This window comes from Pantoea sp. Lij88 (assembly GCF_030062155.1).
Lineage (GTDB): Bacteria > Pseudomonadota > Gammaproteobacteria > Enterobacterales > Enterobacteriaceae > Pantoea.
Window position 1 is genome coordinate 1,802,986 of record NZ_CP118269.1, and the last position, 13,321, is coordinate 1,816,306.

Below are 13,321 nucleotides of genomic sequence, written 5' to 3' on the forward strand. Positions count from 1 at the left end.
GCCACAATAAAGCAAAAATTACGGGGTAAGTATCGGCACGGCCAGGTCAATATTGAGGCCGGAACAGAGAAAAGCGGGTCTGGTAAGCTGCATAAGCCGGACGGCTGTGCGGAAATCACTCTACCGTTTAATCCTGCGCTGAGATAGCGCAGGATACGGATTTTATTACGTTTGCACGTAATTTTAACATTGAATCGTTTCGCTTAATCACACTGTACTTTAATCGCCAGGCCACCACGCGACGTTTCACGATACTTCGCGTTCATATCTTTGCCGGTTTCATACATGGTCTCGATGACTTTATCCAGTGAGACGCGGGGGGCACTGGTGCGACGAAGCGCCATGCGCGCCGCGTTAATCGCTTTAACCGAGGCAATCGCATTACGCTCAATGCAGGGCACCTGAACCTGACCCGCCACCGGATCACAGGTCAGCCCCAGGTTATGCTCCATGCCGATTTCAGCGGCCACGCAGACCTGCTCCGGACTGCCGCCCAGCAGCTCAGCCAGACCGGCGGCCGCCATCGAACAGGCCACGCCCACTTCACCCTGACAGCCCACTTCGGCACCTGAAATCGAGGCGTTCATTTTATACAGCACGCCAATGGCGCCAGAGGCGAGGAAATAGCGCAGGAAAATATCGGGCGTCACCGGCTCGATGAAGTGATCGTAGTACGCCAGCACCGCAGGCACGATACCGCAGGCTCCGTTTGTCGGCGCGGTCACCACACGTCCGCCCGCAGCGTTCTCTTCGTTGACCGCCAGCGCATACATATTGATCCAGTCGATAACAATCATCGGATCGCTGGAGTGCTTGTCAGAGGAAGTCAGCAGGCGACGCAGTGAAGCGGCACGACGCGGCACGCGCAGCGGGCCAGGCAACACGCCCTCGGTATTCAGACCGCGATCGATACAGGCCTGCATCGTCTGCCAGATGTTGGTGAAATAGGCGTGGATCTCATCGCGGCTGTGCAGCGCCAGCTCGTTTTTCATCACCAGGCCCGAGAGCGACAGACCGGTTTCACGGCAGTGCGCCAGCAGATCTTTGGCGGAGTGGAACGGCCAGGGCACAGAGACTTCATCAAGTGCTGACTGACCGAAGTGCTCTTCATCCACGATGAAACCGCCGCCCACGGAGTAATAGGTTTTCGACAGGATCAGCAGATCGCCCGCGAACGCCAGCAGGCGCAGGCCATTCTCATGCAAAGAAAGGTTTTCACTGCGGAACACCATGCCGCCTTCACGCGGGAAATCGACTTCATGCGCGCCTTTCGCCAGCAGCAGTCGCTCACGCTGTTCGACATCTTTAATAAACGCGGGGATCGCATCAATATCCACGGTGTCCGGCGATTCGCCCGCCAGACCCATAATAATGGCGATATCCGTGTGATGGCCTTTGCCGGTCAGAGACAGAGAGCCGTAAACATCCACGGCGATCCGGGTGACGTCCTGCAGCTTTCCCTGTTCGCACAGCAAATCCACAAACTGCTTACCCGCTTTCATCGGGCCGACAGTATGCGAACTCGAGGGGCCGATGCCCACTTTGAACATGTCGAAAACACTAATCACAGGTGACACTCCTCACAATTATTCTCAGTCTGCCGGGGCAGTTTATGGCGCCCATAGTAATAGTCATGCACCAGGAAAGAGCAGCTTTTCGCATGAAATAAACTTATCTAAACCAATAGAAAAAATTATAGCGCAGCCCGGCAGTTTACTGACGGGCCATTGAGGGAAAAACAGGCAAAACGGGGTCAGAATGCGATCTGAGCACTCAGTGAACGGATAATTCCTGCGGTCATGCCCCACACCAGATAATCCTGATAGCGCGACAGCCAGACCGGATGACGTACGCCAGCCCGATGCACCTCCAGCGCGCTGTAGCGGCTGAGCTGCAAAGCCTCGGCCAGCGGCATCTCAAAGGCGCTGCTGACTTCGTCCGGATTAATCGTTAACCGCACATCGGCCGGAATAATGCCCAGCACTGGCGTCACCTGAAAGCCCGTGCTGCTGGTGACGGCAGGCAGCGCGCCTAATATCTCGACCTGCTGCGGATCGATGCCGACCTCTTCCTGCGCCTCTCGCAGGGCGGTGGCGATCAGCGAGGCGTCGGTGTCATCCTGCATCCCGCCAGGAAAGGCGACCTGTCCGGCGTGTTTGCGCAGGGCGTGCGAGCGCTGTGTCAGCAACAGGCCCGGTTCAGGCCGCGCGACGATCGGTACCAGCACCGCCGCATGGCGTCCGGAGAGGCGCTGCGTGCTGCGGGCAGGCTGCTGCAACAGAAAACGGCTGCGGAAAACCTCAAGCGTCAGAGCCAACTGAACCTCCTGTCTGTTCCAGAGCCGGTAAAATCCGGCTGACTTTGTCGAGCGTCTCCTGATACTCCGCCTGCGGATCGCTGTCTGCCACCAGCCCGCCACCGGCGGCACAGTAGAGCTGCTGACCTTCGGCGATCAGTGTGCGGATAGTGATGCTGGTATCCATCCGGCCACACAGGCTGATATAGCCGATACTGCCGCACCAGGCATTGCGCCGATGCGGTTCCAGCTCATCAATGATCTCCATCGCCCGGATCTTGGGCGCACCGGTAATGGAGCCGCCGGGAAAACAGGCGCGCAGCAGATCGGTGGCCTGCAGGCTGTCAGGCAGCTGTCCCCGCACCGTGCTCACCAGATGATGCACGGCGGGGAAGGGTTCAACCACAAACAGCTCCGGCACCGTGACCGAGCCGGGCATTGCCACGCGGCCAATATCATTGCGCAGCAAATCGACAATCATCAGGTTTTCGGCCCGGTCTTTTTCCGCATGACGCAGCGACTCTGCCTGTTGTGCATCGGCAATCGGATCCTCGCAGCGTGGCCGGGTACCTTTGATCGGTCGGGTTTCGATCTGCCTGTTATTCAGCGACAGAAAGCGCTCTGGCGACAAGCTGAGGATCGCACTGTCAGGCAGGCGCAGAAAAGCGCTGAACGGCGCGCGGTTAGCCTGATTAAGAAGCGTAAACGCCTGCCACTCATCACCCTGATAACCCGCCTGAAACCGCTGCGCCAGGTTAACCTGGTAACAGTCACCGGCCTGAATATAGGCCTGAACCGCGGCAAAGCGCGCCGCGTAATCGTCATAGGTCAGATTAGAGCGCCAGCGACTGGTCAGTGAAAAGGGCATGACGTCGCGCGCGGGCCACTGCGCCAGCCAGGCGGCGCGTGCTTCGGCGTTGTTCAGTGCCACCAGGGTCAGGGTTTGCTGATGATGGTCGGCAATCAAGGCCCAGTCATAGATCCCCACCGCCATGTCCGGCGTTGTGAGATCGGCGGCGGCATTTTGGGGCAGCGACTCAAACCGGCGGCCCAGATCATAACCAAACAGGCCCAGCGCACCGCCCTGAAACGGCAGGGCCTCGCTGGCCGCGGGCGTGATGCCCAGCGCATCACACTGCTGCTGCACCAGCAGCAGCGGGTCGGCCGTCGATTCGGTCGTGCCGGTCTCGTCGCTGACGATGGTGATCGCATCACGGGTCACCAGCGTGGCGCGGGGATCGGCGGTCAGGATATCAAAGCGGTTATCGCTGTGACTGGCCTGCGCGGAGGAGAGCAGCATCGCCCAGGGCAGATGGGCAAGGGTGGCGAAACGCTGAGTCAGCGCATCCGGGGTATAATCAAGCGTGAGGGTTTCAACAATCATCGGGCAGACAAATCAGAAAGCAAAGAGGCGGTCAGACTGACATATTTTTTCCTGACTGGCACCTGTTAGTTCCACGTGGGATACTGTCTGACCCAACGCAGGAGTGAAACATGTTTATTGGATTACCGGCTCTCTCACATGAGCAGCAACAGCAGGCCGTCGAACGTATTCAGGAGTTGATGGCGGGTGGTTTATCGAGCGGTGAAGCGATCGCCCAGGTGGCGCAGGAAATCCGGCAGAATCACAAGGGCGAACGTGTCAGGGCGATGTTCGACGACGAAGATGACGAACACGAAGAAGCGTAACGCCCTGAATTATTAACGTGCGGCGATAATTTTAATTTCGATTTTGTACTTTGGATTCAGCAGCCCGGCCTGTACGGTACAGCGCACCGGCGCATTGCCTGGCGAGACCCAGGCGTCCCACGCGCGGTTCATGGCAGGGAAATCGGCTTTATCCACCAGAAACAGCGTCGCATCCAGGATCTTACTTTTATCACTGCCGAGGCGGGTCAGGATCGCGTCAATGACCGCCAGCGCATTGGCAGTCTGCGCTTCAGCGTCGGCATCCAGATTCTCTGGCACACTGGTGTAATAGATCGTGTCGTTATGAATAACGGCTTCGGACATGCGATGTTCCGGGTCAATGCGGGTAATACTCATCGGTTTCTCCCTGGTTAATTGCGCATTAGCCTGGCACACTCCTGATATCGCTGTCACCCCTATCGCTTTACAGGCAACGTTCAACAATCGCCTGTCTGTCCGCCATCACATCCGGGGACATCCTGAATGTGGTGAAATATTTCACATCGGCTCCTTTTCGACGGGGCGAAACATCTGCAAATATCGAATCTTCCCAGGTAAAGACGCTGATTTCGTTGCCGTTCGGCTGGGTGTGGGTGGTGTTATCCCGTGCAATGACGCTGGTGGTGGACCAGCCGCGATAGATACAGTCGCTGAGCTGAGGAACGGTGCGGGTGCTTTGACCCTGAAAAACAGGTTGCTGCAGACGAGCCTGTTCAGGGGTAGGAGCCTGGCAGCCGCAGAGCAGCAGCACGCCAGCCAGAGAGCCGATGCGGACATAGTTCATAACGTTCCTCCGCCTGAGTCAGGCAGTCGGGTTAAGGCCATCTGCTTCACACCGCCTGATCAGCAATGTTAAGCCAGTCTCAGCACGTCAGCCTACGGGTGCCACATCCCAACGGTAAGCTGATTTAATCATTATAATCCGGGCCGTTGTTTCCTCGCGGCGTTCCTCTGCATTTGATAACTGCATCACACTGTTACGCGGGCAGTTTCTGAGATGGGCTATCCAACTGAAATGACATTATCGGGTGGGAAGAGGCGCGGAATCAGGGGCGCTACCGGATTAAAAATGTTATAAATCAGCCGTGAAATCGCGCCACAGGATGAGGAGTAGAGCATGGCGAATACGCAGTATCTGTTTTGGGTTATGGCTGGCGCACTGACGCTGCTGTTTATTGTTATCGCGGCGTTTGTGGGTTTATCCAAAGGCACCAGGCCGGGAGTGATTACCTTTGCGGTGCTGTTCATCCTCATGCTGGCAGGCGCGCTTTATATACATCATTAGCGCCATGAGGTGAGGTCGTTTTCAGTCTCTTACAGCAATTTTACGTCTGGCTCACAGTTCAGGCGGAAAATGTGCGGCCGGTGATAACGGTTAACTATGCTCAGTTGAAATAGCAGCACCGCTATTTATCACCGGAGGTAATTATGTCTGAACGTCCTGATTACGATGAACCGCTGCCAGATGATGCCGAAATCTATCCGGAAGATGAAGAAGATGATGAGGAAAACGATCCGTCAGAAAAGGATGTTTAGCCCTCAGAAAAGGCTGTCTGACGACGTTCTGATCTTCTGAATGCTGGCCTGTACCGCAAAACCGCGCAAAACCCCGTGTCGCGCCGTTTTGCGGCTTTTTGGGTTCTTCGCTTTGCTTCTTTCCTCGCTGTTTCAGGCTTATGCCTGCCGAAAATCCCATCCGGAAATTGCACCCCCCGTTAATTCCCGCAGACTGTCCGGTGTATTCAGATAAACGTCTAAAAAATCCGCTTAAATAAAGCGGGTTATTCAGCGTTGTTAATTTAATTAACATCGATGAAAAATTTAAACTCTTTATTTATTCTGATTTTGATTTACCGCATTTTGTCACCTTGCTGATTTTAAGGTGAGCGGAATATTATTCCTGCCGCAAATGAGCTTATTAAGCAGGGAAAAAATGAAACGACTAAAAATGTTAAGTCTGGCTGCGGCGATCTCTTTCATCAGCGTAGCGGGGGCGGCAGAACCGCACTGGACGTATGAAGGCAAAGCCGGTCCGGCGCACTGGAGTGAACTGAGCAGTGACTTTCATCTCTGTCATGAAGGAAAATCTCAGTCGCCCATCAATATCAAAGATCCGATTGAGGGACATTTACAGGCCCTCGACCTGGCTTACCATACGTCAGCCGAGAAAGTGATCAACAATGGTCACACGATTCAGGTGACCGTTGATGAAGAAGATGACTTTGTTCTGGACAGTGAAAAGTTCACTCTGCGTCAGTATCACTTTCATACGCCGGGTGAAAACCAGATCAATGGGGAAACTTTTCCCCTTGAAGCGCACTTTGTACACAGCAAAGCGGATGGAGATCTGGCCGTGGTCGCGGTGATGTTTAAAGTCGGTAAAGCGAATCCCGCGCTGGCACCGTTGATTGCTGCAATGCCGAAAAAGGAAAACCAGCAGATAACCATTAATCGGCAGGTCAATCTGCGAGACCTCTTCCCGAAAGACCTGCACTATTATCGTTTCAGCGGCTCTCTGACAACGCCACCCTGCAGCGAAGGTATTCGCTGGCTGGTGATGAAACAGCCGGTCACGCTGTCTCAGGTACAGCTCGACGCCTTTAAGCAGGCGCTGAAAACCACCAACAATCGTCCGGTGCAGCATCTCAATGGTCGGATGATAGTCGAGTAATCACCGCGCTTCATGCACCCTGTGCGCCGCAGATTCGCCTTCAGGCGTAACGGCACAGCGAGCAGGACTTTTCAGGCGGCCACTAGCCGCCTTTTTTCACGTCTGCCAGAGACGATCCCGGGTCACTGGCTGACGCACCTGAAACCCCTTAAAATCGCTAAGCTTTTGATAAATATGAATTTTGATTTGTTGATCCAATACTGACATAATTACAGTGTTTTTGCCGTTCTTAGTGAGGGTATGTGGCAGACGATTTTGCAGTGGATGGCGCTCTGGCGCTGGCGATCGCAGGCTTTAAGCCGCGTGAAGCACAACGTGAGATGGCGCAGGCGGTATCTGAAGCCGTAAAACAGCAGGGTGAACTGGTGGTCGAAGCCGGAACAGGCACCGGTAAAACCTATGCTTACCTGGCACCCGCCTTGCGGGCCGGTAAAAAAGTGATTGTCTCCACCGGATCCAAAGCGCTGCAGGATCAGCTCTATGGCCGCGATCTGCCCACCATGGTTAAGGCGCTGAAGTTCAAAGGGAAAACTGCCCTGCTGAAAGGGCGCTCCAACTATCTCTGTCTGGAACGCATGGAACAGCAGTCGATGGCGGGCGGCGATCTCACCGTGCAGGCGCTGACCGATCTGGTCACGCTGCGCAGCTGGTCCTCACAGACCGAAGATGGCGACATCAGTAGCTGTGGGGGTGTCACCGAAGACAGTCCGGTCTGGCCGCTGGTCACCAGCACCAACGACAACTGCCTTGGCACCGACTGCCCGCGCTATAAAGAGTGTTTCGTGGTTAAAGCGCGTAAGCGCGCCATGGACGCCGATGTGGTCGTCGTCAACCACCACCTGTTTCTGGCTGACCTGGTGGTGAAAGAGGGCGGTTTTGGCGAACTCATTCCTGAAGCAGATGTGATGATCTTCGATGAAGCCCATCAGCTGCCTGATATCGCCAGTCAGTATTTTGGTCAGCAACTCTCCAGCCGTCAGTTACTCGATCTCGCTAAAGACATTATTACCGCCTACCGCACCGAAGTGCGTGATGCGCAGCAGCTGCAAAAATCCGCTGACCGCCTGGCGCAATGCGCGCAGGATTTCCGCCTGTCATTGGGCGATCCTGGCTACCGCGGTAATCTGCGCGAACTGCTGAGCGATAACCAGATTCTGCGTATGTTCACCCTGCTGGATGATGCGCTTGAGCTGTGTTACGACGTTATCAAACTCTCCCTCGGGCGTTCAGCCCTGCTGGACGCCGCCTTTGAGCGCGCCGCGCTTTACCGTACCCGGTTAAAACGGCTGCGGGCGATTAATGAGCCGGGCTATAGCTACTGGTATGAATGCACCTCGCGTCATTTTATCCTGGCCCTGACGCCGCTCTCGGTAGCCGAACGCTTCCGTGAGGTGATGGATAATCGTAAAGCCGCATGGATCTTTACCTCAGCGACCCTGGCGGTCGATGAGAAGATGGCCCACTTCGCCGAGCGGCTGGGTGTGAATGCGGCAAAGAGCCTGATTCTGAACAGCCCGTTCGACTTTGCGAAACAGGCCCTGCTCTGCGTGCCGCGCAATCTGCCTGAACCTAACCGTCCCGGCGGCGCACGCCAGCTGGCCGCGATGATGAAGCCGCTGATTGATGCTAATAAAGGGCGTTGCTTCTTCCTCTGCACGTCGCACCTCATGATGCGTGAGCTGGCGGCAGAATTTCGCGCCTCAATGACGCTGCCGGTGCTGGTGCAGGGTGAAACCAGCAAAGGTCAGTTACTGAAGCAGTTTATCGACAAGGGCAATGCCCTGCTGGTGGCGACCAGCAGCTTCTGGGAAGGCGTGGACGTACGGGGTGATGCCCTGTCGCTGGTCATTATCGACAAACTGCCGTTCACCTCGCCGGAAGATCCGCTGTTAAAAGCCAGAATGGAAGATTGCCGCATTCGCGGCGGCGATCCCTTTACGGATGTGCAGCTGCCGGATGCGGTGATCACCCTGAAGCAGGGCGTGGGACGGTTAATCCGTGACACCGACGATCGTGGCGTGCTAGTGATTTGCGATCAGCGGCTGGTCTCCCGTCCTTATGGCGCGCTGTTTCTCAATAGCCTGCCGCCGACGCCACGCACCCGCGACATAGACCGGGCCATCGCCTTTATCCGCCAGCAACCCGAACCAGACGCGTAATTTTATGCTAAGATGCGCGCCGTTTTCTTTCTTCTGAGGTAGTCATGTCAGCCCGAATTTTAGCGCTGGATACGGCGACAGAAGCCTGTTCAGCCGCCTTGCTGAATCAGCAACAGATTGATGCCCGATTCGAGATCGCCCCGCGCGATCACACCCAGCGTATTTTACCGCTGGTCGAGGAGCTCCTGCTGGCGCAGCAGCTGGAACTGACCGATCTGGACGCGCTCGCTTTTGGTCGCGGCCCCGGCAGTTTTACCGGCGTGCGGATTGGCATTGGTATTGCGCAGGGCCTGGCGCTGGGCGCCTCACTGCCGATGATTGCGGTCTCTACCCTGGCGACGCTGGCGGAAGGCGCAGGGCGTCTGCACGGGGCAACCCGGGTGTTAACCGCTATCGATGCGCGCATGGGTGAGGTCTACTGGGCCGAATATCAGCGTGACGCGCAGGGTGCCTGGCAGGGCGAGGCCAGCGAAAGCGTGCTGTCACCCGAGGCGGCACTGGCGCGGATGCAGGCGCTGTCTGGCGAGTGGATGACCGCTGGCACCGGCTGGCAGGCTTATCCAGCTCTGCAGCAGGGACACAATCTGACCCTGACCGCCAGTGACGTTACCCTGCCTGCCGCACAGGATATGCTGCCGCTGGCGACCCTTGCGCTGGCGCAGGGGAATACGCTGCTGCCGGAGACGGCAGAGCCGACGTATCTGCGAAATGAAGTCGCCTGGAAAAAATTACCTGGTCGGTAAAATGCACGCAACTTATTGTTATGCGTCCAGTCTAAGTCTTTACCTAACGGGAGAACGTCTATGTCGTCAATGTGTGGTAAAGGGCTTTCAGGTCTGCTGCTGACCTGTGTGCTGGCGTTAACCGGTTGTGTCTCCATTCCTGACACGCTGCAGGGCAGTTCACCTCAGCCGCAGCAGGATCTGTTGCGGGTCATGAGCGATCCTTCGCTCTTTGTCGGGCAGGAATCGCGCTTTGGCGGCAAGGTCGTGAATGTCACTAACCTTAACGGCAAAACCCGGCTTGAGATTGCGGCGCAGCCGCTGGATGACAGCGCCAGACCGCGTCTGGGTGCGGCCTCGGTTGGACGGATTTATGCGGACATCCACGGCTTTGTCGATCCGGTGGATGTGAAAAACCAGTATGTCACGGTGCTGGGTACGCTGAAGGGCACGGAGCAGGGCAAAATTGGTGAGGCAGATTACAAATTTGCAGTCATCGATGTGCGGGGTTATCAGCGCTGGCGCCTTGCTCAGCAGGTAACGGCACCGCCTCAGCCGATGGATCCCTGGATCTGGTACGGCCCGACACGCCATCGCGGCGGATACTGGGGACCGAATCCCTACTGGGGCATGGTCAACAGCGGCCCGACAGAGGTCCAGACAATACTGACCGAGTAATGTACAACGGATTTTATCCAGCCCGGTCGCGGTGCTCGCTGCCGGGCTTTTTATTGGCCTGATTTCTTAGCACGAAATTTAGTGATGCACTTCGCAACCTCAACATGCCGAAACAGGCAAACTGGTACAATCAGTTAAAATATTGTTAACAAACCAGATTGGCTGAGGCAGCGATGGAAATACAACATAATTATCGGGGTGGATCCTTGAATAAGGTTTGGCTGAAACGCTACCCGGCAGATGTGCCTGCCGAAATAAGTGCAGATCGTTACACCTCGCTGGTGGATCTGTTTGAGCAGGCTGCAAAACGTTACGCCGATCAACCCGCGTTCGTGAACATGGGTCAGAAGATGAGTTACCGTCAGCTGGAAGAGAAGAGCCGCGCATTTGCCGCCTATCTCCAGCAGCAGCTGGGCCTGAAAGCGGGTGACCGCGTGGCCCTGATGATGCCTAACCTGCTTCAGTATCCGGTGGCCCTGTTTGGTGTGCTGCGCGCGGGTATGGTGGTGGTCAATGTGAACCCGCTCTACACGCCGCGTGAGCTGAAGCATCAGCTTAATGACAGCGGAGCCAGCGCCATCGTCATCGTTTCGAATTTTGCCCACACCCTTGAAAAAGTGGTGGCCGACACCGCAGTGCGTCACGTCATCCTGACCCGCATGGGCGATCAGCTGGCGCCGATAAAAGCGACGCTGGTTAACTTTGTCGTCAAATATGTGAAGAAGCTGGTGCCGAAGTATCATCTGCCGGGTGCTATCTCCTTTCGCCAGGTCCTCGAAGTGGGCGCCACGCTCGATTATCAGCGTCCGACCGTCTCGAATGACGATCTCGCCTTCCTGCAGTACACCGGCGGCACAACCGGCGTGGCCAAAGGGGCAATGCTGACCCATCGCAACATGCAGGCGAATCTGGAGCAGACCCGCGCGACCTACGGCAAAGTGCTGCGCGACGGTAAAGAGTTTGTCGTCACCGCTCTGCCGCTTTACCACATCTTCGCGTTAACGGTGAACGGTCTGCTTTTCCTGGAGCTGGGCGGTCAGAATCTGCTGATCACTAATCCGCGTGATATTCCTGGCTTCGTGAAAGAGCTGGGGAAATTCCCGTTTACCGCGATCACCGGCGTCAACACGCTGTTTAACGCGCTGCTTAACGATGAGCAGTTCAATAAACTCGATTTTTCCACGCTGCGTCTCTCTGCCGGTGGCGGGATGGCGGTGCAGAAGGTGGTGGCTGAGCGCTGGGAAAAGCTGACCGGACACTATCTGCTGGAAGGCTATGGCCTGACCGAATGCTCTCCGCTGGTGTCGGTCAATCCGTATGATATCAGCTGTCATACCGGCAGTATCGGCCTGCCGGTGCCCTCGACCGATGTGCGGATTCTGGATGACGCGGGCAATGAAGTGCCGCCGGGTGAGCCTGGCGAGCTCTGTATCAGCGGTCCGCAGGTGATGCTGGGCTACTGGCAGCACCCGGAAGCGACAGCGGAAGTGCTGAAAAATGGCTGGCTCCACAGCGGTGATATTGTTACCGTTGATCAGGAAGGCTTTATTCGCATCGTAGACCGTAAAAAAGATATGATTCTGGTCTCCGGTTTTAATGTCTATCCGAATGAAATCGAAGATGTGCTGATGCAGCATCCGAAAGTGCGCGAAGCCGCGGCGATTGGTGTGCCCAGCGATCTTTCTGGCGAAGCAGTCAAAGTCTGCATCGTGAAAAAAGATGCGTCGCTGACCAAAGAAGAGGTGCTTGACCACTGCCGCCGTCAGCTGACCGGATACAAGGTGCCGAAAATCATTGAGTTTCGTGATGAGTTACCGAAGACCAACGTTGGCAAGATCCTGCGGCGTGAGCTGCGCGACGAGGCGAAACCCGGCGCGAGCTGAATCCGGGCAGGAATTGAGGTTGAACGCCGGCATGTCCGGCGTTTTTATTGTGTTTAACATGGAGCGCCGCGCGTTGTTGGCTGCGGTGGAAATCAGACGTGAACTATTCCCTTATTGACCAGGATGATCAGCTGGCTGACGTGTGTCAGAAAGCGCGCCAGCACGCGGCGGTGGCACTGGATACCGAGTTTGTCCGCACCCGCACTTACTACCCGCAGCTTGGCCTGATCCAGCTGTTCGACGATCATCAGCTGGTGCTGATTGACCCGCTGAATATCCGTGACTGGTCACCGTTTATTGCTTTACTGACCGACACCAGCGTCACCAAATTCCTGCATGCCGGCGGTGAAGATCTGGAAGTCTTCCTGCACCGTTTCGGCGTGCTGCCAACCCCGATGATCGACACCCAGATTCTGGCTGCCTTCTCCGGACAGCCACTCTCCTGGGGCTTCGCTTCGATGGTGGCGCATTTCACCCAGGTGGAACTCGATAAAAGTGAATCCCGTACCGACTGGCTGGCACGTCCTCTGACCCAGCGTCAGTGCGAGTATGCGGCGGCGGACGTGCACTACCTCCTGCCGATTGCCCGTCAGCTGATGATCAACACGGAAGAGGCCGGCAACATGGCGGCGGCGCTCAGTGAGTGCGATAACCTGTGTCAGCGTCGTCTCGACAGCCTGTCACCGGAGGAAGCCTGGCGTGATATCACCAATGCCTGGCAACTGCGCCCGCGTCAGCTGGCGGCACTCCAGCGGCTGGCGTCCTGGCGTCTGAAACTGGCGCGTGAAAAGGATATGGCGGTGAACTTTGTGGTGCGTGAAGAGCATCTGTGGAAAGTGGCGCGCTTTATGCCGGGTTCACTGGGTGAGCTGGATCATCTGGGGCTGTCAGGCCACGAAATCCGTTTCCACGGCAAAACGCTGGTGGCGCTGGTAGCCGAAGCGGAGGCGCTGGATGAGAGTGACTTGCCGGCACCGCTGGCCAATCTGATCGATCATCCGCACTACAAGCAGGTGTTCAAGGCGATGAAAGCGCTGGTGCAGCAGGTCAGCGAGCAGAGTGGGTTCAGTCAGGAGTTACTGGCGTCACGACGTCAGATTAATCAGGTATTAAGTCAGCACTGGGGCCTGAAGCCGCAGGGACGTCAGCCGGAGTTACTCACCGGATGGCGGGGCGAACTGCTGAAACCCGGCATAGAAGAAATTCTGGCGGGGTGTTAACCG

Annotated in this window: 13 protein-coding genes; 8 read left to right on the plus strand and 5 right to left on the minus strand. The window is 56.4% G+C overall.

Features of this window, described 5'->3' with window-relative positions; translation table 11 throughout:
* Positions 1 to 203: 203 nt before the first annotated feature.
* From PU624_RS12125 to pabB, 3 genes are all read right to left on the minus strand, one after another.
* On the minus strand, positions 204 to 1,568 hold the full coding sequence (locus PU624_RS12125; RefSeq protein ID WP_283547814.1) for an L-serine ammonia-lyase: 1,365 nt from the start codon (positions 1,566 to 1,568) through the stop codon (positions 204 to 206).
* Between the two features lie 185 nt (positions 1,569 to 1,753).
* Entirely contained in the window at positions 1,754 to 2,317 is a 564-nt protein-coding gene (locus tag PU624_RS12130; protein WP_283547815.1) for a CoA pyrophosphatase, read from the minus strand.
* On the minus strand, positions 2,301 to 3,680 hold the full coding sequence (gene pabB / locus PU624_RS12135; protein WP_283547816.1) for an aminodeoxychorismate synthase component 1: 1,380 nt from the start codon (positions 3,678 to 3,680) through the stop codon (positions 2,301 to 2,303). The genes PU624_RS12130 and pabB overlap by 17 nt, the downstream gene beginning before the upstream one ends.
* Positions 3,681 to 3,790: 110 nt before the next feature.
* Between pabB and PU624_RS12140 the strand changes: the two genes are divergently transcribed.
* Positions 3,791 to 3,985: a YoaH family protein gene (locus tag PU624_RS12140; protein ID WP_283547817.1), complete on the plus strand. Its 195-nt coding sequence runs from the start codon at positions 3,791 to 3,793 to the stop codon at positions 3,983 to 3,985.
* A gap of 12 nt (positions 3,986 to 3,997) precedes the next feature.
* Here PU624_RS12140 and PU624_RS12145 read toward each other — a convergent pair whose 3' ends face one another.
* Both PU624_RS12145 and PU624_RS12150 read right to left on the minus strand, forming a co-directional pair.
* Positions 3,998 to 4,342, minus strand: coding sequence for a RidA family protein (locus PU624_RS12145; protein WP_003852699.1), 345 nt, complete (start codon positions 4,340 to 4,342; stop codon positions 3,998 to 4,000).
* A 67-nt stretch (positions 4,343 to 4,409) separates the two neighbouring features.
* Complete coding sequence (locus PU624_RS12150; protein ID WP_283547818.1) at positions 4,410 to 4,769, minus strand: hypothetical protein; 360 nt, start codon at positions 4,767 to 4,769, stop codon at positions 4,410 to 4,412.
* Between the two features lie 333 nt (positions 4,770 to 5,102).
* Between PU624_RS12150 and PU624_RS12155 the strand changes: the two genes are divergently transcribed.
* The 7 genes from PU624_RS12155 to rnd all read left to right on the plus strand — a co-directional run bounded on the left by PU624_RS12155 (position 5,103) and on the right by rnd (position 13,318).
* Positions 5,103 to 5,270, plus strand: a complete 168-nt coding sequence (locus PU624_RS12155; RefSeq protein ID WP_283547819.1) for a hypothetical protein — start codon at positions 5,103 to 5,105, stop codon at positions 5,268 to 5,270.
* A 648-nt stretch (positions 5,271 to 5,918) separates the two neighbouring features.
* A complete protein-coding gene (locus PU624_RS12160; protein ID WP_283547820.1) occupies positions 5,919 to 6,656 on the plus strand; it encodes a carbonic anhydrase in 738 nt (245 codons plus the stop codon).
* A 242-nt stretch (positions 6,657 to 6,898) separates the two neighbouring features.
* Positions 6,899 to 8,815 (plus strand): DNA repair helicase YoaA, encoded by a 1,917-nt coding sequence (gene yoaA / locus PU624_RS12165; RefSeq protein ID WP_283547821.1) that lies wholly within the window; start codon positions 6,899 to 6,901, stop codon positions 8,813 to 8,815.
* A gap of 44 nt (positions 8,816 to 8,859) precedes the next feature.
* Positions 8,860 to 9,558, plus strand: a complete 699-nt coding sequence (tsaB, locus tag PU624_RS12170; RefSeq protein WP_283547822.1) for a tRNA (adenosine(37)-N6)-threonylcarbamoyltransferase complex dimerization subunit type 1 TsaB — start codon at positions 8,860 to 8,862, stop codon at positions 9,556 to 9,558.
* 60 nt (positions 9,559 to 9,618) lie between these two features.
* Positions 9,619 to 10,215 carry a Slp family lipoprotein gene (locus PU624_RS12175; RefSeq protein WP_283547823.1) on the plus strand — a complete coding sequence of 199 codons (597 nt, stop codon included), beginning with the start codon at positions 9,619 to 9,621 and terminating at the stop codon, positions 10,213 to 10,215.
* Positions 10,216 to 10,421: 206 nt separating this feature from the next.
* Positions 10,422 to 12,098, plus strand: coding sequence for a long-chain-fatty-acid--CoA ligase FadD (gene fadD, locus PU624_RS12180; protein ID WP_283547824.1), 1,677 nt, complete (start codon positions 10,422 to 10,424; stop codon positions 12,096 to 12,098).
* A gap of 98 nt (positions 12,099 to 12,196) precedes the next feature.
* Positions 12,197 to 13,318 (plus strand): ribonuclease D, encoded by a 1,122-nt coding sequence (gene rnd, locus PU624_RS12185; protein ID WP_283547825.1) that lies wholly within the window; start codon positions 12,197 to 12,199, stop codon positions 13,316 to 13,318.
* Positions 13,319 to 13,321: the final 3 nt, after the last annotated feature.